The sequence below is a fragment of the Pseudomonas sp. JDS08PS003 genome (genome assembly GCF_045013505.1).
Classification (GTDB): Bacteria; Pseudomonadota; Gammaproteobacteria; order Pseudomonadales; family Pseudomonadaceae; genus Aquipseudomonas; species Aquipseudomonas protegens_B.
The window spans coordinates 5125405-5149043 of sequence record NZ_CP120724.1; the positions used below are offsets into that span (position 1 = coordinate 5125405).

At 65.4% G+C, this 23639-nt stretch carries 11 protein-coding genes; 3 read left to right on the forward strand and 8 right to left on the reverse strand.

Features of this window, described 5'->3' with window-relative positions; translation table 11 throughout:
• Positions 1–46 precede the first annotated feature (46 nt).
• A complete protein-coding gene (locus P7C00_RS22565; RefSeq protein WP_346632112.1) occupies positions 47–1372 on the reverse strand; it encodes an ATP-binding protein in 1326 nt (441 codons plus the stop codon).
• On the reverse strand, positions 1373–2050 hold the full coding sequence (locus tag P7C00_RS22570; RefSeq protein ID WP_041119327.1) for a response regulator: 678 nt from the start codon (positions 2048–2050) through the stop codon (positions 1373–1375). It lies immediately after the preceding gene.
• A gap of 154 nt (positions 2051–2204) precedes the next feature.
• Between P7C00_RS22570 and dsbD the strand changes: the two genes are divergently transcribed.
• Genes dsbD through dsbG form a run of 3 tightly spaced genes read left to right on the forward strand, consistent with a single transcriptional unit; the run spans position 2205 to position 5562 of the window.
• Positions 2205–3956, forward strand: coding sequence for a protein-disulfide reductase DsbD (gene dsbD / locus P7C00_RS22575; RefSeq protein WP_346632113.1), 1752 nt, complete (start codon positions 2205–2207; stop codon positions 3954–3956).
• The gene (locus P7C00_RS22580; RefSeq protein WP_123727123.1) at positions 3956–4819 is read left to right on the forward strand and encodes a TlpA disulfide reductase family protein; all 864 of its coding nucleotides are present in this window, start codon (positions 3956–3958) and stop codon (positions 4817–4819) included. The genes dsbD and P7C00_RS22580 overlap by 1 nt, the downstream gene beginning before the upstream one ends.
• A complete protein-coding gene (gene dsbG, locus P7C00_RS22585) occupies positions 4795–5562 on the forward strand; it encodes a thiol:disulfide interchange protein DsbG (protein WP_210694041.1) in 768 nt (255 codons plus the stop codon). The genes P7C00_RS22580 and dsbG overlap by 25 nt, the downstream gene beginning before the upstream one ends.
• A 111-nt stretch (positions 5563–5673) precedes the next feature.
• On the opposite strand, the gene P7C00_RS22590 is transcribed toward dsbG, so the two are convergent.
• The 6 genes from P7C00_RS22590 to P7C00_RS22615 all read right to left on the reverse strand — a co-directional run bounded on the left by P7C00_RS22590 (position 5674) and on the right by P7C00_RS22615 (position 23382).
• Positions 5674–6486 (reverse strand): alpha/beta fold hydrolase, encoded by an 813-nt coding sequence (locus tag P7C00_RS22590; RefSeq protein WP_210694042.1) that lies wholly within the window; start codon positions 6484–6486, stop codon positions 5674–5676.
• Between the two features lie 108 nt (positions 6487–6594).
• The gene (locus P7C00_RS22595; protein WP_337154004.1) at positions 6595–6951 is read right to left on the reverse strand and encodes a DUF6124 family protein; all 357 of its coding nucleotides are present in this window, start codon (positions 6949–6951) and stop codon (positions 6595–6597) included.
• A 539-nt stretch (positions 6952–7490) separates the two neighbouring features.
• Entirely contained in the window at positions 7491–8540 is a 1050-nt protein-coding gene (locus P7C00_RS22600) for a hypothetical protein (RefSeq protein ID WP_404937414.1), read from the reverse strand.
• 148 nt (positions 8541–8688) lie between these two features.
• Positions 8689–9726 (reverse strand): ParB/Srx family N-terminal domain-containing protein, encoded by a 1038-nt coding sequence (locus P7C00_RS22605; RefSeq protein WP_404937415.1) that lies wholly within the window; start codon positions 9724–9726, stop codon positions 8689–8691.
• A 90-nt stretch (positions 9727–9816) separates the two neighbouring features.
• Positions 9817–10155, reverse strand: coding sequence for a hypothetical protein (locus P7C00_RS22610; RefSeq protein WP_404937416.1), 339 nt, complete (start codon positions 10153–10155; stop codon positions 9817–9819).
• A gap of 210 nt (positions 10156–10365) precedes the next feature.
• Positions 10366–23382, reverse strand: a complete 13017-nt coding sequence (locus P7C00_RS22615; RefSeq protein ID WP_404937417.1) for a non-ribosomal peptide synthetase — start codon at positions 23380–23382, stop codon at positions 10366–10368.
• Positions 23383–23639 lie beyond the last annotated feature (257 nt).

The window sequence follows — 23639 nt, forward strand, 5'->3', positions numbered from 1 at the left end:
GGGCCCCTTCGCTGGCAAGCCAGCTCCTACAGTGGACGGTGATGGGTCAGGCGCGGTGGGCAGGCAGGGTCAGTTCGACGCGCAGGCCGTCGGGGCGGCTGTCAAAGTGCAGCTCGCAACCGCAACGCTGGACAATGGCCTGGACAATCGCCAGGCCCAGGCCGCAACCGCTGCTCTGGCTGTCACGCCAGAAGCGCTGCGTCAGGTGCTGCAGGTTTTCTGCGGGGATACCCGAGCCATGGTCACGTACCTGGAAGCGCAGGCGACCGGCGACAATCTCCAGATTCAACTCCACCGGGCACTCTTGCGGCGTATGCCGCAGGGCGTTGTCCAGCAGGTTGCGCAAAGCGGCAATGGCCAGGGTCGAGGGCATTTCCACCGGGGCCTCGGCAGCGTTGTCCCCCAGGTGCACCTTGACCCGGGCGCGGGCGCCCACGGCGGCATCCTGGATCGCCAGGCGCGCCACCTGCTCGGCGTTGCAGTGCACACCGTCATCGAACGACAGGCTGCCCTCGACCCGGGCCAGCAACAGCAGTTGCTCCAGGGTCCGGTGCATGCGGTCGGCCCCTTCTTCGGCTCGGGCCAGGGACTGGTCACGGGCCGCACCTTCGGTCATGCGCGCTACTTGCAGGTGAGTCTTGATTGCGGTCAACGGGCTGCGCAGCTCGTGGGCTGCGTCACCGGTCAGCCGGCGCTCGCGTTCGATGGTCTTGGCGATGCGCTGGAACAGCTGGTTCTGGGTTTCCAGCAACGGCCGCAGCTCACTGGGCATGGGCTGGATCTGCAGCGGCTCCAGGGAATCGGCGCTGCGGCGCATCAGGGCGTCGCGGATCCGGTTCAGTGGTGCCAGGCTCTGGCCGATGCCCAGCCACAGCAGCCACAGGCAGCCGAGCAAGGCCACGCCCACCGGCACCGAAGCGGCGAGCAGCACCGACATGTTCAGGGCCTCGCGTTCCACCTGACGGTCGGCGGTGGTGATGCGCAAGTCACCGCGCACCAGGGTGAAGGTGCGCCAGGGCGCACCGTCGATCATCTGGTCATGAAAGCCCAGCTTCTCGGCTTCCAGGGTGTGTTCCGGAGTGCTGTGGCTGCGGGCCAGGATCTGCCCACGCAAGGAACTGACCTGGCAGGCCATGCCCCCGGGAATGGTCAGGGCCGCACTATTGATCTGATTGCCCGGGGCGTGGGACGGCAGCGTCGGCATCTGTTCCAGCAGGCCGGCCACCATGCGCGCCGAGGCCACCAGGCGCTGGTCCAGGGAGAACATCATCTGATTGCGCAGATCACTGAGCATCCAGGCCGCAGCCAGGGCCCAGATCAGAATGAAGGCAGCGCCGAGGGTCATGCTCAGGCGCAGGCGCAGGCTCCTCACTTACGGATTCTCCTCGCCATCCGCCGGGCCCAGGCGATAGCCCAGGCCACGCACGGTTTCGACGATACCGTTGCCGAGTTTGCGTCGCAGGTGGTGGATGTGCACATTCAGCGCGTTGCTCTCCAGCTCATCGTTGAAGCCATAGACGCTGTCCTTGAGCTGCTCGCTGGAGAGCACCCGGCCACGGTTGTGCAGCAGCGCCTGGAGCAGGGATTGCTCACGCCGGGACAAGTCCACCGGCTGGCCACCCAGCAGGGTTTCCCGGGTGCTGGGGTCATAGGTCAGGCGTCCGTGTTCAATGAGGTTGACACTGCGCCCCGCCACCCGGCGCAACAGGGTGTGCAGGCGCGCCGCCAGTTCCCGCAGGTCGAACGGCTTGAGCAGGTAGTCGTCGGCCCCGGCCTGCAGGCCGTCGACCCGGTCGGTCACCGAGTCCCGGGCGGTGAGAATCAGCACCGGAATCTCCAGGCCCTGCTGGCGCTGTTGCTTGAGCAACTTCAAACCATCTTCATCCGGCAGGCCCAAGTCCAGTACCATCACGTCGAAATCGGCCACGCCGAGCATGGCCCGCGCCGCAGAAGCGGTAGCCACATGCTCGACCGTCAGGCCCTGGGCCGTGAGGCCGGCGACTATCCCGCTGGCAATCAGCTCATCATCTTCACAGACAAGTACGTGCATGGTCGGTCCTGTAACAAAGGCGTTGATTAAGCAGGCTGCGGATTAAGCGGACATTATGCCTGCCGCCCACTGGCCACAAGCCAGGCAGGGTTAATCATCGGTTAATCAGGACCCGCCATTGTGCTCGCTACTTGCACCGGTTTAAGGCTTGGCCATGCGTCGATTGTTCATTTTGCTGTTCATGCTGTTCACCACCCTGGCGCAAGCCGGCAACAACCCGTTCGAGGTCAAGCCCGACTTCCTGCCGGTGGGCAAGGCCTTCGTGTTCACCTCCGAACGCCTGCCTTCCGGGGAAACCCAATTGTTCTGGCAGATCGCCGACGGCTACTACCTGTACCAGAAGCGCCTGAAGTTCGACGGCCTGCCGCCCGAGCAGCAACCGACCTTGCCGGCGGGTGAAGACCACAGCGACGAATTCTTCGGCGAACAGACGGTGTATCGCCAAGGCCTGGAAGTAAAATTGCCCGCCGCCGCCAGCGGCAAGATCAAGCTGGGCTGGCAGGGCTGTGCCGACGCCGGCCTGTGCTACCCGCCGCAAACCCTGGAAGTGGACCTGGGCGGTGCGCCCACAGTCGCTGCCGCCAACTCTGCGACAACCAGCGGCGGCTCGGCCCAGGACCAGTTGCTGGCCAATGAGCTGCAACAGAAATCCTGGGGCCTGGGCCTGCTGGCCTTCTTCGGCTTCGGCCTGCTGCTGGCCTTCGCCCCCTGTTCGCTGCCGATGTTGCCGATTCTCGCCGGCATGGTCGTCGGCAGCGGCGCCAGCCCGCGCCGCGGCTTGGCCCTGGCCTCAAGCTACGTGCTGTGCATGGCCCTGGTGTATGCCGGCATGGGGGTGATCGCCGCCCTGCTGGGCAGCAACCTGCAGGCCTGGCTGCAACAACCCTGGGTGCTGGGCAGTTTCGCCGCCCTGTTCGTCCTGCTGTCGCTGCCGATGTTCGGCTTCTTTGAATTGCAGTTGCCCGTGGCCCTGCGCGACCGCCTGGAAGGTGCCAGTCGCCAGCGCCAGGGCGGCAGCCTGATCGGCTGTGGCGCTCTCGGCGCGCTGTCTGCGCTGCTGGTGGGCCCGTGCATGACCGCGCCCCTGGCCGGTGGCCTGCTGTACATCGCCCAGACCGGCAATGCCCTGTTTGGCGGCCTGGCGCTGTTCGCCCTGGGCCTGGGCATCGGCCTGCCCCTGCTGTTGCTGGTGACCGTGGGCAACCGCTTCCTGCCCAAGCCGGGGCCGTGGATGAACCTGCTCAAGGGCGTGTTCGGCTTCCTGTTCCTGGGCACCGCCATCTACATGCTGCGCCCGGTACTGGGCGCCAGCCTGTGGATAGGTTTGTGGGGCGCCCTGGCCCTGGTACTTGCCTACTGCGCCTGGCAACAGCGGGCCATCGCCGGGCGGCTGGTGCACGCCTTCGGTGCCAGCTCGGTACTGTTCGGGGTCTGGGGCAGCATGCTGCTGGTGGGCGCCGCCGGTGGCAGCGACGAGCTGTGGCGGCCACTGAAGGTCTACAGCGGTGGCGGTGTGGCCAGCAGCGTCACTGCCCATGATGCCTTTACCACCGTGAAGTCCCCGGCCGAGCTGCAAAGCGCCCTGGACAATGCTCAGGCCCAGGGCCAGTGGGTGCTGTTGGACTACTACGCCGACTGGTGCGTGTCCTGCAAGATCATGGAGAAAACCGTGTTCGGCCAGCCCCAGGTCCTGGATGCCCTGAAGGACGTGCGCCTGCTGCGCCTGGACGTCACCCTGGACAACGCCGACGGCCGCGATCTCCTGAGCCGCTACAAAGTGCCGGGGCCACCGAGCATGCTGTGGATCGGCCCGGACGGCAGCGAGCGCCGCAGCCAGCGCATCACCGGCGAAGTGGATGCCAGCACCTTCCTGCAACGCTGGACCCAGACTCGGGAAGCCCGTTGATGCTGACCTTTACCATCGGCACCTTTGCCATTGCCCTCAACCACCTGCTGCTGATCAGTGCCCTGGCCCTGGCCACCCTGGTGGGCTGGCGGGTGGCCAAGCGCGGCGGTGACAACCCTGAGTCGGTGCTGTTTTCGCTGTTCCTGCTGGGCATGCTGGCGGCGCGGATCAGCTTCGTCATCGCCTACTGGAAGCACTACCGCCACGACCTGTGGATGATCATCGACCTGCGCGACGGCGGCTTCCTGGCGTGGCCCGGGGTCATCCTCATGCTCTTGGCGGCCCTGGCCTGGGGCTGGAAACGCCCGGCACTGCGTCGCCCCCTGGGCGCCGGAGTCGGCAGCGGCCTGGCCTTCTGGCTGCTGGCGACCCTGTCCCTGACCCTCTACGACCAGGGCACGCGCCTGCCCGAAGTGGCCCTGCACAATGCCACCGGCGACCACGTGCAACTCACCGACTACCAGGGCGGGCCCTTGGTGATCAATCTCTGGGCCACCTGGTGCCCGCCGTGCCGGCGAGAGATGCCAGTGCTGGAAAAAGCCCAGCAGCAACGCCCGGACCTGACCTTCCTGTTCGTCAACCAGGGCGAAAGCATGCAAAGCGTGGCCACCTTCCTCGCCACCCAGGAACTGAACCTGGACAACGTCCTGTTCGACGGCGGTGGCCGCCTGGGCCAGGCCGTGGGTTCCATGGCCTTGCCGACTACGCTGTTCTACAGCGCCGACGGCCGCCTGCTGGGCAGCCACCTGGGAGAGTTGTCCGAGGCCAGCCTGGCCCGGGCCCTGGAAAATTTCGACGGCATACACCCGACTCCGGTCGCCCCATCAAGGAAACCGCCATGCCCTTCATCCGCCACCTGCTGAGCCTGTCTTTGGGCGCAGCGTTGCTCAACGTGCCGCTGCTGCAGGCCGAAGAACTGCCTGCACCGATCCGCAAGATCGAGGAAAAAGGCGCCAAGATCATCGGCAGCTTCGATGCGCCGGACGGCCTCAAGGGCTACGCCGCGCAGTACCAGAACCGCGGCATGACCCTGTACCTCACCCCTGACGGCAAGCACGTGCTGCTGGGCAACCTGTACGACGCCGACGGCAAGGACCTGAGCGCCGAACCCTTGCAGAAACTGGTCTACGCGCCGATGGCCAAGGAGGTCTGGGGCAACCTGGACAAGAGCAACTGGATCGCCGACGGCAAGGCCGATGCACCGCGCATCGTCTACCTGTTCAGCGACCCCAACTGCCCCTACTGCAATATGTTCTGGGAACAGGCACGGCCCTGGGTCAAGGCCGGCAAAGTGCAGCTGCGGCATATCATGGTGGGCATCATCCGCGAAGACAGCCCGGGCAAATCCGCCGCCCTGCTGGCCGCCAAAGACCCGCAACAGGCCCTGCAGGATCATGAAAAGGCCGGCAAGGGCAGCGCCCTGAAACCCCTGGCCAGTATTCCTGCAGCGGTCCAGGCCAAACTCGACGCCAACATGAAACTGATGGAAGAGCTAGAGCTGTCGGCGACCCCGGCGATCTTCTACCTCGACGACAAGGGTGAGCTGCAACAGCAGCAGGGCGCCCCGGCCCCGGGCAAGCTGACCCAGATCCTCGGCCCGAAATAAATCCCCGCCCCTGTAGGAGCCGGCTTGCCGGCGAAGGCGTCCTTGCGACGTGCGCCTGGCTTGCGGGCCCCTTCGCCGGCAAGCCAGCTCCTACGACGGAAAAATCGCGCTTCAACCATTGCGCTGTAAAAACCCCAACAAGGCCCGGGTCACGAATTCCGGGTTCTCCAAGCTGGAAATATGCCCGGCCTCGGGAACCAGCTGGTAAGGGCAGCCGATGCGTTCGGCCATCTCGATGGTTTCCGCCGGCGGCCGCGGCTGGTCCTGGTCGCCGCACAGCAGCAAGGTGTTGCGCGCATCCAAATGCGCCAACTGATCCAGCACATCCGCCCGGCTGAAGGTAATGCGCCCCATGGGAATCACGCTCTGGCGCAGGCCCTCGGCGGGCAGCGCCGCGAGGCTGGCGCGAAAATCCTGGAACAGCGCCGACTGCCGATCGATACCCGGACGGAAGAAGATCGGCACCACGATATCCAGCAGCGCTTCGGCGATCAGGCCGCTGTCCTCGATCTGCTGGAACAGGGAAAAGTAATACTGCCGGGTCGGCTCCGGCTCGGCGCCCAGGTAAGTGTCCATCAGCACCAACCCGTCGATGCGCTGCGGCGCCGCCAGGGCCAGACGCGCGCCCCACATGCCGCCCACCGACAAGCCCACCAGGGTCACCCGTTCGATCTGCAAATGATCGAGCAAGGCCAACATCTGCCGTGCCACATCGTCCAGCGACACGGTGCCTGCCGGCAACGGCCCGGACTGGCCATGGCCCCACAGGTCCACGGCAATCACCCGGTACTGTGCCGACAACGCCTCGATCTGCGGCGCCCACATGCTCGTGTCCCACAAATAACTGCCGGCCAGGAACACCACCGGCCCCTGGCCCTGGTCAAGGTAGTGCAACGGTTGTCCATCGAGGGTGGCGAAAGGCATCGGCTAGCTCCTATAGGGAATGACGAAAAAGGTCCGACAGACTGTGCCGTGAACCAGGCTCAGTCAATCGGACCGGGGCGACAAAAACGTATCAGGAGATGCCCGGATTCAGGCCCCGCGCTGGCCGTCGAGCAAGGCCTCCACCACCGCGCGGGCCATCTCCACCGAATGCACCATGGACCAGATTAGCCCGCGCTCCAGGCCGCTGCCCTGCTGGGTGATTTCATCGCAGACCTCTTCGGCGCATTTGAGCAACAACGCCACGTGCACCAAGGCCTCTTCGGCGCTAACGCCTTCGCGCACGCTGAACAGCGAGTCGGGGGAAACGGGTTTGGCTTGGGTCGTGAGCTGGAACAGCGCGGAGTCCAGCGGTTGCCGGGCCAGGGCCACACGCAGGGTGGCGTTGGCGGCCTTGAGGGCGGGATCGCGATAGGACGTGGGGGGATCGGGGACGAGCTTTTTCATGGTCAAACTCCTGGTAATGACAAGGAGCTGACACCGTTCGCTTGCACACGAATAAGGTGGCAGCCGTACGCGGGTGTGCAAGACCGAGTTACCAGAACCCCGGCAGATCCGAAGATCTCCCGCGCACGGCCGCCATAACACGGCGAACATGAAATCGCTCAGACATGACTGAGCGCTTATGCGTCTGGTAACGGTCGGACTTGCACATCCGAGCCATCGATTTGGCGATGGCCCAAGCACCCTAGCCCGCCCACCCGACGCATTCAAGCGGCCCGCAGTTTCTCGGAAATGCCTTACAAAAGAAAGCGACTAAACACCATTCCAGCGACCTTCCAGCCGGCTTGCCGGCGAAGGCGTCCTTCAGGCTGGCGCATGGCTTTCGGGCCTCTTCGCTGGCAAGCCAGCTCCTACAACACGTATCCCCGCCCGTAGGAGCCGGCTTGCCGGCGAAGGCGTCCTTCAGGCTGGCGCATGGCTTGCGGGCCTCTTCGCTGGCAAGCCAGCTCCTACAGAGGGCGTGTACGCCTTAGGGCTGGGCCTCAGCGGTACTCTTCCGGCGCCTCGCGTTCGAGGATTTCCTCCAGGTCGCTCAGGTCACCGCGCTCCTTGAGAATGCCGCTGACCTGCTCGATCCACGCCTGCTCCGAGGCAATCCCCGCCCACGACTGGCTGCCGAAGCCGTGATACGGCCGATCATCGAAGGTGCTGATCAGCAACTGGTTGAAGCGCCTGGTGTCCAGGTTGTTGCGCTGGACCTGCACTTGCAGCGCCCCCAGCACTTTCTGCTGCTCTTGCGGGTTGGGGCGATAGTGGTAGAGCCGCGGCGTGCTGAGCACCAGGAACTCCGGTGGCAGGTTTTCATCGATGGCCGCCTGCAGGCGGTAATGACCATCGAGAATCAGGTGGCAGTTCAGGCCGCTGACATACCACAGCAGGATCGGCGGCAAGCTGCCTTCGCGGGCTTTTTTGCGCCACCATTTCAAGCGCCCGGAATGGGGGTCCACGGCATGCAGGCCGACCACCGCCCCGCCGCCCTCGTACAACTCGACCCAGCGCGCCGAGCCGGGCTGCTGATTGTCGAGGATGTTGCGGCCGTAGATCGCCCACTGCGGCATATGGCTCTGGGCATCTTCACCGCCCTTGAAGTACCAGGCTTCGGTGCCGCTGAGCAGCGGCCGCAGGGGTTTCTGGGACTGCGGGCGCAGGGCCCGCACCAGCCAGTAGCCGGGGTAGAGGAAGTCCGGCTGGTGCTGCATCAGTTGCTCGACGAAAAAGCGGCTCCAGGCCTTGAGGCGCTGCGCCGGGTCGAGGCGCGCCTGTTGTTCAACCTGAGGCGAGTCGATGGGTCCCACCAGGGTTTGCGGCAGTTGCTCCTGCAGGTGATTGCGCACCAGCCACACGCCGTAGAGGCAGCGGGACATGGTGCCCCAGAGCAGGGTCTGGTCCCCCAGCACCAACTGCATGCGGCGGTTGTTGCCGCTGAGCAGGCACAGGTTGGGCTTGCTGTTGGCCGAGCATTTGACGTCCACGCCGAGGCCGTTCCAGTGGCCGGCCAAATCCTCGATGTCACGCCAGAAAATCTGTTCCACGATTGTCCATAATCCTTAATCAATGACCGGCCCTGCGGCGGGCGGGCGCGAATATAGCAGAGTGTTTGGGGACCTGTTCGCCGGCAAGCCGGCTCCTACAAGCAGCCCCCCTGTAGGAGCTGGCTTGCCAGCGAACACGGCCAGCGCCCTACCCACGCCGGGCAATCACCGCCTCCATCTGGTCCTCCAGCCCCTGCCCGTTCAAGCACTGGCGCACCTCGTCGCACCACTGCGATTGCGGCTCGTTGCCGGCCCAGGCCGGGGTAGCGCTGCGGTATTGCGGCCGGTCATCGAACGCCTGGATCAGCACCCGGTTGAGGTGCTCGGTGCTCAGGGCCGGGTTGCGCGGCACCGCGTCGCCGCGCTTGCGCAGTGAATCCATGACCCGCTGCTGATGCTCCAGGCTCGGCGTGAAGTCGCGCTCGCGGGTGGCGCTGAGGACGATGAATGATGGCGCGAGGTTTTCCGCAATGGCCGCCTGCAAGCGGTAATGCCCATCGATGACCACATAGGAGGCCAGCCCGCCGACGTACCACAGCAGAATCGGCGGCAGGCTGCCTTCCCGGGCCTTCTTGCGCCACCATTTCAAGCGCCCGGCTTGGGGATCGACCCGGTGCAGGCCAATGAGCTTGCCGCCGCCGTGCCACCAGTCGATCCACTCCAGGGTCTGGGGTTGCAGGTTGTCGAGAAAATCCTCGCCGTACAGGTGCCAGTTGGGCACGTGGGTCAAAGGATCGATCACCGAGGTGAAGCGCCAGTGGTCCAGGCCGTTCGCGGTGCTGGAGGGCTCCGGCAGCAGGCTCTGGGCCAGCCAGAAACCGGGGGTGAGGAAGTGCCGGGCGCTTTCGCTGAGGCGGCTGACGAAATAGCGGCTCCAGGCCTTGATCCGTAGCTCAGGCGCCAGGGCTGCGTACTGTTGGACTGTGGGTGAGTCGATGGGGGCCAGCATTCGGCATTCGGCGCCTTCCGCCAGCGGGTTGCGCACCAGCCAGACGCCGCCGTGATCCCAGGCGAAGGTGGCCCAGAACAGTGGCGTGTCGTGGTGCATCAGCTTGATCCGGGCATTGTTGCCGGTGCGCAGGTGCAGCGGCGGCCTGTCCGTGGCGCCCGCTTCGACTTCAACACCGAGGCCACTCCAGTTGCCCAGGGAGTCTTCGATGTCGTGCCAGTAAAGCTGTTCTGCCATGGTTCCGCTCCTTGAACTGTCTGAAACGACAAAGCCCGACAGGGCTGCTGTCGGGCAATGCGCGGCGGACTATTTCAAACTGAAGGTTATTTAGCCATTGGCCCCATTCATGGTTGCAGCAATGGCAGCAGCCCATGCGTCACGGCCAAATAGTACAAATCGAGACTCTATACCCTGCTTTGTAAAAACAGATAAAGAGTTGGGGAAAACGGGGATAAAACCTAAAAATCTAGTCCATGCCGGCTGCAATGACTGGATGTTTGAGATTTCAATCTCGTCAGGAGCGCTTTGAAAGTTAAATTTATGCGCGACAAATAGCACACGCTGGTTCGTCAAAAAAAGCCTTCCGCCCACCGTCTCAATATTTCTTTGAAGGTTTGCTGGCCCTTCTTTGATGATTTTTTCGCCGCCTCGCAACTCTGCTTTCATTCGGTGCATCCTTGTCATTTTTTCTTCATGCTCAGTCCAATCGATAAGGGCAAACAAAACCCTTAGCTTAATACTGCCTTTGTATTTCCCCCCCTGTATAGGCTTCCTGTAGAGACCGCTCGGTTATGCAGCGGCCGTAAAGCCTGAATCCGCGACCTTCCTGAAGGAGTGAGGCGCAGCCTTTGGGGTGGCTGCGCCCGCCGTAAAAGCTTACAAGCCCTCCAGCTCGGCCATCAGGTCACTCAGGCGGTCGACCTTCTCCTCGCTGATTTCATTGGCACCCAAACCGTCGATGTACGCGGCCAACTCCTGCACCGTGCTGCATTCGAACATGGCCCGCAGCGGTACGTTGCGTTGCAGGGTTTTCTGTACCCGCGAGGCGATCTGCGTGGCCAGCAAGGAATGCCCGCCCAACTCGAAGAAGTTGTCGCGCACGCCCACTCGTTCGACCTTGAGCACCTCGGCCCAGATATCGGCCAGGGTTTGCTCCAGTTCATTGCCCGGTGCTTGATAGTCCTGGCTCTGCAACTGACCGATCTCCAGGGCCGGCAGGGCCTTGCGATCAAGCTTGCCGTTGGCGTTGAGGGGCAGGCGCGCAAGCCATAGCCAGTGCAACGGCACCATGTATTCCGGCAGCTCGGCGCGCAAGCGCGGTTTGATCCGCTCCAGGCATTCGCTCGGGTTCAGGCTTGAGTCACTGGCGACCAGATAGCCCACCAGATGCTTGCCGTTGACCCCTTCCTGCACACCCACGGCGGCATCGCGCAGTTCCGGCTGTTCGTGCAGGCGCGCTTCGATTTCCCCCAGTTCGATGCGATAGCCACGGATCTTCACTTGGTGGTCGATACGGCCAACGTATTCCAATACGCCGTCGCTGCGCCGGCGTGCCAGGTCGCCGGTGCGGTACAGGCGTTCGCCCGCAGCACCGAACGGATGGGGCACGAAGGCCAGCGCTGTACGCAACGGGTCGCTGACGTAACCGCGGCCGATACCGGTGCCGGCCACGCACAACTCGCCGACCGCGCCCAGGGGCACCAGTTCCAGGGCTTCGTCCATCAGGTACAGGCGGTTGTTGTCGGTGGGCGTACCGATGGGCAGGTAGGCGCCCCGGGTCGAGGCCAGGTCGACGCGGAAGAAGGCCACGTCATCGGAGCATTCCGCCGGGCCGTAAGCGTTCACCAGGCCGATCTGTGGATAACGCAGCAGCCACTGGTGCGCCAGCTCGGGCGGCATGGCCTCGCCGGTGGGCAGCATCCAGCGCAGGCCATCGAGGACGATGACGTCCTGGGCGAGCATGCCCTGGATCAGCGACGGCACGCTCTCCAGCACCGTGATGCCCTGCTCCTCGACGTGGGCCAGGAGGCCCTGGGGATCGTGAGCGATGGTGTTGGGCACGATGTCGACCCGGGCGCCGAACAGCGGTGCGGCAAGGAACTGCCAGACCGATATGTCGAAGCTCTGGGACGCCGTCTGGGCGATCACGTCGGCCTCGCTCAGTTGCAGGTACGGCACCTTGCTCAGCTGGTTGTTGAGCATGCCGCGCTGCTCCACCATCACGCCCTTGGGCAGGCCGGTGGAACCGGAGGTGTAGATCACGTAGGCCAGGTTGTCCGGCGCGCTGTAGCGGCCCGGGTTGCTCTCGGCATGCCCGGCGGCTTGCAGCTCCTCCCAGACCAGCAGCCGCGGACGCCCGGCACAGGCGAACTCGTCCAGCAGGGCCTGGGCCTGTTCGCGGCAGGCCGCGCTGCAGACCAGGATCGGCGTGCGACTGAGTTCGATGATGCGGCCCAGGCGCTGACTTGGCAGGCCCGGGTCCAGGGGCAGGTAGCCGGCCCCGGCCTTGAAGCTGCCGATGATCATGCCCAGCAGTTCCAGGCCGCGCTCGGCCAGCAAGGCCACCGGCTGATCAAAACCCACGCCGTTGGCGATCAGGGCGTGGCCCAGACGGTTGCTGCGCTGGTTCAACTCGGCATAGCTATAGCGCTGATCCAGGCAACTGGCGGCAACGCGTTGCGGATGGGCCGCCACCTGGGCCTCGAACAGCTCCACGTAGCTGCGCTCCAGCGGGTACTCATGCTCGCTCTGGTTGCAGCCGGCGAGCAGGAAGTCCTGCTCCTCTTCACCCAGCAGCGGCAGTTCGGCCATGTCGCCGTGGAAACCCTGCATCAGGGCCAGCAGCAGGCGCTTGAACTCGCCGAGCATGCGCTCGATGGTCGCCTGCTCGAAGTAGCGCTGGTCGTAGGACAGGTGCAGGCCCAGGTCATCCCCCGGGTAGCACACGGCAGTGATCGGGAAGTTGGTATGGGTACGGCCGGAATCCGAACTGGCGTTCAGGCTCTGGGCACGGTCCAGCACCGAGACTTCCACCGGGGCGTTCTCGAACACGAACAGGCTGTCGAACAGCGGCTGGCCCTTGGGCAGTTCGCTGGTTTCCTGGATAGCCACCAGCGGCAGGTACTCGTATTCGCGCAGCTGCATGTTGCTGTCGAGCAAGCCGCTGAGCCACTGGCGCACGCTGCAGCGCTGCCCCTCCTCGGGCAGCTTGACCCGCAGGGCGATGCTGTTGATGAACAGGCCGACGGTGCGTTGCATCTGCGGCATGTCCACCGGGCGCCCGGCCACGGTGACGCCGAACAGCACGTCGCGATCGCCGCTCATGCGCCGCAGCACCAGGGCCCAGGCCGCCTGAGCGAAGGTGTTGATGGTCAGCTGATGCTGTTGCGCCAGCTCGCGCAGTTGCGCACCGTCCCGGGCATCGAGGCGGGTGTAGCAGTCGCCGACTGTCATGCCGCCGCTGTCGCCGGCGTGTTCGCGCAGGAACGGCCGGTCGCTGGGGATCGGCGTGGTGCGTTCAAAACCTTCAAGGTTCTGCCGCCACCACTGCCGCGCCTGCGACAGGCTCTGGTGCTGCAGCCAGCCGATGTAGTCGCGGTAACGCGGTGGCACCGCCAGCTGCGCCTCGCGACCTTCGCCCAGGGCGGTGTAGATCTCGAAGAAGTCGTTCATCAGCAACGAGCGGCACCAGGCATCGATGAGGATGTGGTGGTTGCTCATCATGAACCAGTAGCGCGCAGCGCCGACGCGGATCAGCCGCAGGTGGAACGGCGCCTGATTGAGCAGATCGAAGCCGGCCTCACGCTCCTGTTTATGCAGGGCCTGCAGCTTGGCCTCTTGCTCGGCCTCGGGCACCGCGCTCCAGTCGAGGAACTCGATCGGGGTGCGGCCCGGCTTGTGGATAACTTGCAGCATGTCTTCGCCGACGTTCCAGCAGAAGGACGCGCGCAGAGCCTCATGGCGGGCCACCACCGCCTGCCAGGCCTGGGCGAAACGCTCCGGGTCCAGTTCGCTGTTGATGCGGTAGCGGTCCTGCATGTAATACAGGCCGGTGCCCGGCTCCAGCAGGGTGTGCAGCAGCATGCCTTCCTGCATCGGGGTCAGCGGGTAGACGTCTTCGATCTGCGCCGCCGGCACCGGCAGGCCATCGAGCTGGGCCTGGGTCAAGCGCGCCAGGGGGAAGTCCGACGGCGTCAGGCCACCGGCATCGTCCTTCAGGCAATGGGCGATCAGGCTCTGCAGCTCGCCCAGGTAGGCGCTCGCCAGCTCGCCGATCAACTCGGCATCGAAACGTTCGCCACTGTAGGTCCAGCGCAGCACCAGTTCGCCGCCATAGACCTGGCTGTCGATGCTCAGCTCGTTGGGCAACGGGGCTTCAGGTGCGTGGGCCGGGCCCACGGATTCATCCAGCGGGCGCAGCAAGGCATCGGCGCCAAAGCTCTGGTCGAACTGCCCCAGGTAGTTGAAGGTCACCGGCGCCAGCGGCAGCGCCGCCAGGGCCTCGCGGCAGCTTGCATCTGCCAGGTAGCGCAGCACGCCATAACCCAGGCCCTTGTGCGGCACGGCCCGCAGTTGTTCCTTGATGGCCTTGATCGAAGCGCCCTGCCCGGCCGCTTCCTCCACCTGCAACGGGGTCAGGCGCAGCGGATAGGCGCTGGTGAACCAGCCCACGGTGCGGGTCAGGTCGATCTCGTCGAACAGCGCCTCGCGGCCGTGGCCTTCCAGTTGCACCAGGGCCGAAGGCTGCCCGCTCCAGCGGCACAGCACCCGAGCCAGGGCGGTCAGCAGCAGGTCATTGACCTGGGTGCGGTAGGCCGCCGGAGCCTGTTGCAGCAACTGGCGGGTGCGTTCGGCATCCAGGGTCACGCTGTGGCTGCGGGCCTGTTGATGCTGCTGGCTGCCAGCGGCATTCAAGCCCGGCAGTTGCGCGGCCGGGCCAGCCAGTTGTTGCTGCCACCAGCTCAGTTCTTCACGCAGGGATTCGCTGCCGGCATAGGCTTGCAGGCGGCTCGACCAGTCCCGCAGGGCGCTGGTCTTGGCCGGTAAGTTCAGGGCCTGTCCGGCTTGCAACTGACGATAGGCGTTTTGCAAATCTTCCAGCAGCACGCGCCAGGACACACCGTCCACCACCAGGTGGTGGATGGCCAGCAACACCCGTTGCTCGCCTTCAGGGCCGTCCACCAGCACCGCCCGCAGCAGCGGCCCGTGTTCCAGGTCGAGGCTGCGCTGGGCATCGGCGAACAGCGCCTCGCAGGTGTCCATGGACGGCACCCGCACCTGCCACAACAAGGGAGCATCGGACAGCGGCAGGTACTCGGCACGCCACTGTCCGCCCGCCCGATTGAAGCGCAGGCGCAGGGCGTCGTGTTGCTCCAGCACCGCCAGCAGGGCTTGCTCCAGCAACGACGCATCCAGGGTGCCCAGCGGTTCCAGCAACAAGGCCTGGTTCCAGTGCTGCGGCTGGGGAATACGGCTGTCGAAGAACCAGTGCTGGATCGGCGTCAGCGGCGCTTCGCCACTGAGCTGGCCCTGCTCGGCGCTGACGCGCTGAGTGTGGCTGGCAACCCGCGTCAGGGTCTGCACGGTCTGGTGCTGGAACAGGTCCCGCGGGGTGAAATGAATCCCCAGCTGGCGGGCGCGGCTGACCACCTGGATCGACAGGATCGAGTCGCCCCCCAGTTCGAAGAAGTTGTCGTTGAGGCCCACTTGCTGCACGTTCAGCACTTCGCCCCAGACCCCGGCCAGGGTCTGTTCCAGCTCGTTGCTCGGCGCCACATACTGCTGGCGATTGAGCTCCGGATCGGGCATCGGCAGGGCTCGGCGATCGAGCTTGCCGTTGGCGGTCAGCGGCATGCTGCCGAGCAGGATCAGGTGGGTCGGCACCATGTAGTCCGGCAGCTGGGTTTTCAGCTGCTGCTTGAGGGCTTCGCGCAGGTTGGCCTGCTGCACCTCGTTGTGCTCGGCCACTTCGCTGACCAAATAGCCGGCCAGCTGTTTGCCGGCCGGGGTGTCGATAGCCAGCACCACCGCTTCACGCACAGCCGGATGATCCAGCAGACGGGTTTCGATTTCCCCCAGCTCGATGCGGAAGCCGCGAATTTTCACTTGATGATCGACTCGGCCGATGTACTCCAGCTGGCCGTCGGCGCACTGGCGCACCAGATCCCCGGTGCGGTACAGGCGCCCGCCATCGGTGGCGAATGGGTCGGCGACAAAGCGCTCGGCACTCATCCCCGGACGACGGTGATAACCCTGGGCCAGACCGGCACCGCCGACATACAGCTCACCCGTCGCGCCCTGAGGCACCAGCGCCAGATCGGCATCGAGAATGTAAGCCACCCGCGCCCCGACAATGCGGCCGATCGGCACGCTGGCCACGCCGTCCGCCAAGTGCTCAGGCGCCAGGCTGGCCAAGGGCATGACCACGGTTTCGGTGGGGCCGTAGGCGTTGAAGAACAGGCTCGGCTGGAACGCCGCGCGGATGCGCTGCAGGTGTTCGCCGGTCAGGGCCTCGCCGCCAGTGATGCACATGCGCACCGGCAGGGTCTGCTGCTGGGTCGCCAGATGCTGGGCCAACTGGCTGCCGTAGCTCGGGGTGAAGCCGAGGATGCTGATGCGATGCTGACGAATCAGCTGGCAGATTTCCTCGGCGTCCCACTGGCCCTGAGCCCGCAGCACCACCTGGGCACCGCTGAGCAGCGGCACCAGCAAGCGCTCGGTGGCGGCGTCGAAGTTGATGGAATAGAAGTGCAGCTCGCAATCGTCCGCGCGCATGCCGAAACGACGGATCACCGCCTGGCAGTGCATGGCAATTTCCCCGTGGGACACCACCACGCCCTTGGGCTGGCCGGTGGAGCCGGAGGTGTAGATCAGGTACGCCTGATGCTGGGGCAGGCTGATGAAGGGCAATTCGCCGGCCGGGTAGTCGGCCAGCAGCGCGCCGTCTTCCTCCAGGCACCAACGACCGACACCCGTCGGCAACTCACCCAGGGCGGCGAACATCCGCGCATCACTGAGGAGCAGGCCGATGCCGCTGTCCTCGATCATGTAGTGCAGGCGATCCAGGGGGTATTCCGGGTCCAGGGGCACGTAGGCGCCACCGGCCTTGAGGATCGCCAGCAAGCCCACGACCATTTCCAGGGAACGCTCCAGGGCCAGGCCGACCCGCACTTGCGGGCCCACGCCACGCTCACGAAGCATCCAGGCCAGGCGGTTGGCGCGGCTGTCCAGTTCGCTGTAGCTCAGGGTCTGTCCGGCGAAGGTCAGGGCCGGGGCGTCCTTGCGGGCCAGGGCCTGTTCGCTGAACAGGTGGTGGATGCACTGGTCCAGACGTTGCTCGCCGGGCTCGACACTCAAACTGTCCAGCAGCTGTTGCTGCTCCTCGGCGTGCAGCAGCGGCAACTCGCACAGACGCTGTTGCGGATTGCTGAGCAAGGCCTCCAGCAGATTGCGCCAATGGGCCGCCATGCGCGCAATGCGCGGCTCGTCGAACAGGTCGGTGCTGTAGGTCAGGCAGCAGCCCAGACGCTGATCCAGGTCGGTGACTTCCAGGTTGAGGTCGAACTTGGTGGCCCGGGCATCGTTGACCAGGTATTCCACGGTCATGCCCGCCAACTGCCGGCTTTGCTGGAACTCCCAGCGCTGGACGTTACACATCACCTGGAACAGCGGGTTGTAGGCGGTACTGCGCGGTGGTTGCAAGGCTTCCACCAGATGGTCGAACGGCAGGTCCTGGTGCGACTGGCCCTCGATCACGGTGTGGCGTACCTGCTCCAGCAACTGGCCGACGCTCATCTGCCCGTCGAGCTGGCAACGCAGCACCTGGGTGTTGAGGAAGGCGCCGATCAGCCCTTCGCTTTCTGGACGGATGCGGTTGGCCACCGGCGCGCCGATGCGTAGGTCGCTCTGGCCGCTGTAGCGGTACAGCAGCAGCGACAACGCGGCGGTCATGGTCATGAACAGGGTCAGGCCGTGCTCGGCATTGAAGGCGCGCACCCGGGCCGCCAGTTCGTCGCTCAAATCGAAGCGGTACAGCTCGCCCTGGTGGCTTTGCACCGCTGGGCGTGGCCGGTCGCTGGGCAGTTCCAGCAGCGGGTGTTCGCGGCCCAGTTGCCCGGTCCAGTAGTCCAACTGACGCTGGCGCTCGCCGGATTCCAGCCACTGGCGCTGCCAGACGCTGTAATCCAGGTACTGCACCGGCAAGGGTTCCAGGGGCGATTCGCGGTCGTCGAGGAAGGCTTCGTACAGCGCGCCCAGCTCGCGAGCGAAGATGTCCATGGCCCAGCCTTCGGTGACGATGTGGTGCAGGGTCAGGACGAAGTAGTGCTCCTGCTCGCCGGCCTTGACCAGACAGGCGCGCAGCAAGGGGCCGGTCTCCAGGTCGAAGGGCTGGTGGGCTTCGCTGTCCGCCAGTTGTTGCAGGCGTTGTTGCCGGGCATCCGGAGCCAGGGCCGAGAAATCCTTCCAGGCCATGCGCAGGCCGGTATCGGCATGCACCTGCTGATGGGCCACGCCATTGACGCTGGGGAAGGTGGTGCGCAGGGTTTCATGGCGCAGGATCAGTGCCTGCAACGCCGCCTCGAAACGGCCCACGTCGAGCACGCCAGACAGCCGCGCCATACCGCCAACGTTGTAGGCCGGGCTATCGGGTTCCATCTGCCAGAGGAACCACATGCGCTGCTGGGAATAGGACAGCGGCACCGGCAGGCTGCGGTCGACCCGGGCAATCGGCGGCTGCTGATTGCGCGCACCGGATTGCTGGATCAGCAGCACCTGTTCGGCAAAGGCCCCCAGTTCGCTGGCTTCAAACAGTGCCCGTAACGGCAGTTCGACATCGCAGGCCTGGCGGGTACGGGAAATGATCTGGGTGGCCAGCAGCGAATGCCCGCCCAGGGCGAAAAAGTCGTCCTTGAGGCCGATCCGTGGCTGCCCCAGCACTTCGCGCCAGATCTGGGCGATCTGCCGCTCCAGATCGGTGCCTGGCTCGACGTGCTCGCGCACCTGCCATTGCGGCTCCGGCAAGGCCCGGCGATCCAGCTTGCCGCTGGGGCTCAGGGGCATGGCGTCCAGGCGCAGCAGTTGCGCCGGCACCATGTACTCCGGCAGTTCAGCGGCCAGGGCATTTTTCAGCCGGGCGCTGTGTTCGGTTTCATCTTCGTCGGTGGCATTGGCGGTGTAGTAGCCGATCAACTGCGCACCGGCGACGGTGTCCCGCACCAGCACTGCGGCCTGGGCCACGCCGTCCTGGGCCAGCAGCCGCGCTTCGATTTCCTGCGGCTCGACCCGAAAGCCCCGCAGCTTGACCTGCTGGTCGAGGCGACCGAGGTATTCCAGCACGCCGTCGGCGCACCAGCGTACGCGGTCACCGGTGCGGTACAGGCGCGCACCCTCCTCACTCAGGGGGTCGACAACAAAGCGTTCGGCGGTCAGCGCCGGGCGCCCCAGGTAACCCCGGGCCAGGCCCTGGCCGCTGATGCACAGCTCGCCGGGCACCCCGACGGGCATCAGGTTGAGCTCGGCATCCAGCACCCGGCACAGCACATTGCCCAGCGGGCGGCCGATGGGCGAGCGCTCGCCGTCATCCACCGAACACTGCCAGTGGGTGACGTTGATCGCGGTTTCGGTGGGGCCGTAGCGGTTGTGCAGTTGCGCGTTCGGCAACAGTTGCAGCAGGCGGTTGCGCAGTTCGGCGGGCAAGGCTTCGCCACCGGAGAACACCCGGCGCAGGCTGTGGCATTGGGCGCTCAACGGCTCCTCGACAAACAGCTGCAACAGCGGCGGCACGAAGTGCAGCGTGGTGACGCCGTACTCCTGCACCAGCTGAGCGATGCGATGGGGATCGCGGTGCTCGCCGGGGGCGGCGAGCAGCAGGCGGCAGCCGCTGATCAGCGGCCAGAAGCACTCCCACACCGACACGTCGAAGCTGATGGGAGCCTTCTGCATCAGCACATCGTCGGCGTGCAGCTGGTAGTTGTCCTGCATCCATTGCAGGCGCTCCATCAGCACGCGGTGGGTGTTGCCGACGCCCTTGGGCTGACCGGTGGAGCCGGAGGTGTAGATCACGTAGGCCAGGTGGTCGCCGTGCAGGTGCAGGCCCGGGGCCTGGCTCGGCCAGCTGTCGAGCTTGAGGCTGTCCATGGCGAGGGTGCTGACGCCTTGGGCCTCGGGCATCTGGCCCAGCAAATGGGTCTGGGTCAGCAGCAGCTCCACGCCACTGTCTTCGAGCATGTAGGCCAGGCGCTCGGCGGGGTAGTCCGGGTCCAGGGGTACGTAGGCGCCACCGGCCTTGATGATCGCCAGCAGGCCGATCAGCAGTTGCGGCGAACGTTCGGCGGCGATGGCCACGCACACGTCCGGGCCGACGCCCTTGTCCCGCAGGTAGTGGGCCAGGCGGTTGGCCTGGGCGTGGAGTTCGGCAAAGCTCAGTTGGCCGCCGTCCCAGACCAGCGCGGTGCGCTCCGGGGTCTGCTGCAGTTGTTCCTGCAGGCGCTCCGGCAACCAACGCTCGGCGGGCGCACAGGGGGCCACGCTCCATTGCTGCAGCTGCGCTGCTTCGGCCTTGCCGAGCAACGGCAAGTCGCCCAGGGCGCTGTCCGGTTGCTGGCAGGCATGCTCCAGCAGGCTGATGAAGTGCCCAGCCAGACGCTGGATGCTGGTCGCCTCGAACAGCTCGTCGGCGTAGTCGAACGCCAGGCTCAAGCGGCCGTTGCGGTCTTCCTCGGTATGCAGTTGCAGGTCGAACTTGGCCTCGCGGCTGTGCCACGGCAGCTCTTCGGCCAGCAGCCCGGGCAGACGGCGCAAGGCGCTGAGGTCGCGCTGCTGGTGGTTGAACATGACCTGGAACAGGCCTTGCTCGCGGGCTTCGGGGAAGGCTTCGAGCAACTGTTCGAAGGGCAGGTCCTGATGAGCCTGGGCTTCAAGGGCGGTGCGGCGGGTCTGTTGCAGCAGCTCGGCGAAGGTCTGGCGCGAATCCAGCTGGCCGCGCAATACCTGGGTGTTGATGAAAAAGCCCAGCAGGCCCTGGGTTTCCAGGCGCGGACGGTTGGCGTTGGGCACACCGATGCGGATATCGGTCTGTCCGCTGTAGCGGTGCAGCAGGGTCTGAAAGGTGGCCAGCAACAGCATGAACGGCGTCACTTGCTGGGCCTGGGCAGTCTGGCGGATCGCCTCGCTGAGGGTCGCGCTCAAGCGCTGGCTGTGGCGCGCCGCGCTGTGGCGGACCTGGGCCGAGCGCGGGTGGTCGGTGGCCAGGCTGAGTACCGGGGCCTCATCGGCCAGCTGGCGCTTCCAGTAGTCCAGCTGACGCTGGCCTTCGCCCTGGGCCAGCCATTGACGCTGCCAACTGCCGTAATCGGCGTACTGCAAGCTCAGGGGAGCCAGCTCCAGGCTCTGCCCCTGGGCCGCCGCGGCGTAGAGCCGGGAGAACTCGTCGATCAGCACATTCAGCGACCAGCCGTCGGCGATGATGTGGTGCAAGGTCAGCAGCAGTTGGTGCTCTTCGTCATCCAGGCGCACCAGGGTCGCCCAGTACAGCGGGCCTTGCTCCAGGTCGAACTGGGTGCGGGCTTCATCCTCGCGGATCTGCAGGGCGCGGGCTTCACGCTCGGCCACAGGCAAATCGCTGATATCGATCACTTGCAGATTGAATTCGCCGACGGCGTCCACCTGCTGCAGGGCCTGGCCGTCACGCTCGAAGAAGCGCGTGCGCAGGGCTTCGTGGCGCTGGAGCAACTGCTGGAAGCTGGTACGCAGGGCGTCTTCGTCCAGTTCGCCACGTAGACGCAGGCCGCCGGGAATGTTGTAGGCGCTGCTGTGCGGGTCCAGTTGCCAGGTGATCCACAGACGGTTCTGTGCCAGGGATTGGGGCAGCGGCTGCTGGCGCGACAGGGCGTTGATGCTGCCCTGGGCCACGCCGCCGTCCTGTTGCAGGCGCGCCACGGCGGCGCTGAAGGCGCCCAGGGTCGGCGCCTCGAACAACAGGCGCAGGCTCAACTCCAGGCCCAGTTCCTGACCCAGGCGGGCCATGACCTGGGTGGCCGCGATGGAGTTGCCTCCCAGGAGGAAGAAGTGATCGTCGGCGGCCACTGCCGTGCATTGCAGTTGTTCCTGCCAGATCCGCCCGATCAGGCTTTGCAGCGCGTCGTCGGAACCTTCGCCGACCCGCGCGGGTTCGCTGCCGGCTTGCGGGAACAGCGCGTAGTAATCCAGGCTGCCATCGGCCAGACGGGTGCGGCAGGCGGAGCGCTGCAACTTGCCGCTGGAGGTTTTCGGCAGGGCCCCGGGGTTGAGCAACACCACCACGCTGGGCGCTTCCTGGCAGGCTTCGGCCACGGCCTGGCGGATGGCCTTGATCAGCGCTTCGGGGGGCAGGATCTTCTGCACGCTGCGGCTGATTTCCGCAGCGATGCCGATGCCTTCCTGCCCCTGGTCGCTGACCGCGAACGCTGCCACCCGGCCCTTGCGCACCACTTCCACTTCGCGCTCGATGGTCTTTTCGATGTCCTGGGGATACAGGTTGTGCCCGCGCACGATCAGCAGGTCCTTCAGGCGCCCGGTGATGAACAGCTCACCGTCGCGCATGAAACCCAGGTCACCGGTGCGCAGCCAGGTACGGCCGGCATGCTGGACGAAGGTCTTGGCGCTGGCTTCGGGATTGCGCCAGTAACCGTGGGCAATGCTCGGCCCGGCGGCCCAGACTTCGCCGATGCGGTTGTCAGGCAATTCGCTGAGTTGCTGAGGATCCATTACCAGCACGGCGTGTTCCGGCTGGCTGAAGCCGCAGCTCATCATCGCGCTGCCCTGCCCCGGCTCGGCACGGTTCTGCGCCAGGGCCTGGTCGTCCAGGTGCAGGGCCGGGATGCCCCGGCCGCGCACGCCACCGGCGACGAACAGAGTGGCTTCGGCCAGGCCGTAGGAAGCCAGGAAGTTGTCGCGACAAAAACCGCTGGCGCTGAATTTTTCGGCAAAGCGCTCCAGGGTGTCGAGGCGGATCGGCTCCGAACCGGAATAAGCCACGCGCCAGCCGCTGAGGTCGAGACGCTCCAGGGCCGATTCACTGACTCGCTCGCTGCACAGGCGGTAGGCGAAATCCGGGCCGCCGCTGATGGTGCCGCCGTATTCGCTGATCGCTTCCAGCCAGCGTACGGGCCGCGCCAGGAAGTAGGCCGGTGACATCAGCACACAGGGCACGCCGCTGAAAATCGGTTGCAGCAGGCCGCCGATCAAGCCCATGTCGTGGTACAGCGGCAGCCAGCTAACGATCACGTCGTCCGGGTTGAGGTCGATACCGAAACCGCGACGGATCAACAGCTCATTGGCCACCAGATTGCCGTGGCTGACCTGCACGCCCTTGGGCAGCGCAGTGGAACCGGAGGTGTATTGCAGGAAGGCGATGTCGTCGTCCTTAAGCTCAACCGCCTGCCAGTCTTCGGCCAGCCCGGCGTCCAGGGTGTCCACGCACAGCAGGTGTGGTGCGCCCGCGGCCTGCAGCGCGTCCATTTGCGCCAGCGACTCCCGCAGCCCGGCGCTGGTCAGCAGCAGACGCGGCTCGGCGTCGGCAAGGATCGAGATCAAGCGTTCCTGGTGATGACGACGGGTCGACTCCGGCGGATAGGCCGGCACCGCGATGACCCCGGCATACAGGCAGCCGAAAAACGCCGCGACGTAATCCGCACCACTGGGGAACAACAGGACCGCCCGATCCCCCTGCTCGGCATCGGCTTGCAGGGCGGCCGCAATGGTCCGCGCACGAAGGTCCAGATCCCGATAACTGAGGACCACGCTCTGCGCCTGCTCTTCGGCGAGGAAACGCAACGCCACTTGATCAGGTGCCAGGACTGCCCGGCGTTGAAGGGCTTGGGCCAGGGTACTGGGGAGTTCGAACGCGTCCGTCATGGGGTTTCCTGCCAGGATTATGCTTGCAATGGAGATCGGGCCTCGCTCTGCCATAACTTAAAAAACTATCTATAAATCAAATAGTTATAAGTAAATCATGGGCATCCGGAAGGCGCCGTGGCCGGGCCTGCTGCCCGGAATCTTTCTCCAATGAGAACGGATGACGTCTTGAAATAATTAGTCCGCATGCTGCCCTTCATGGCCCTGATCCACCCCATGAACGAGCAGCCGTTCTCAATCTGCACCGACAGAGAGCA

Coding starts and splice junctions, on each gene's coding strand:
- P7C00_RS22605 (WP_404937415.1), bottom strand. CDS start 9,726: ATGGCAGAACAGCTTTACTGGCACGACATCGAAGACTCCCTGGGCAAC.
- P7C00_RS22610 (WP_404937416.1), bottom strand. CDS start 10,155: ATGAAAGCAGAGTTGCGAGGCGGCGAAAAAATCATCAAAGAAGGGCCA.
- P7C00_RS22570 (WP_041119327.1), bottom strand. CDS start 2,050: ATGCACGTACTTGTCTGTGAAGATGATGAGCTGATTGCCAGCGGGATA.
- P7C00_RS22580 (WP_123727123.1), top strand. CDS start 3,956: ATGCTGACCTTTACCATCGGCACCTTTGCCATTGCCCTCAACCACCTG.
- dsbD (WP_346632113.1), top strand. CDS start 2,205: ATGCGTCGATTGTTCATTTTGCTGTTCATGCTGTTCACCACCCTGGCG.
- dsbG (WP_210694041.1), top strand. CDS start 4,795: ATGCCCTTCATCCGCCACCTGCTGAGCCTGTCTTTGGGCGCAGCGTTG.
- P7C00_RS22615 (WP_404937417.1), bottom strand. CDS start 23,382: ATGACGGACGCGTTCGAACTCCCCAGTACCCTGGCCCAAGCCCTTCAA.
- P7C00_RS22595 (WP_337154004.1), bottom strand. CDS start 6,951: ATGAAAAAGCTCGTCCCCGATCCCCCCACGTCCTATCGCGATCCCGCC.
- P7C00_RS22590 (WP_210694042.1), bottom strand. CDS start 6,486: ATGCCTTTCGCCACCCTCGATGGACAACCGTTGCACTACCTTGACCAG.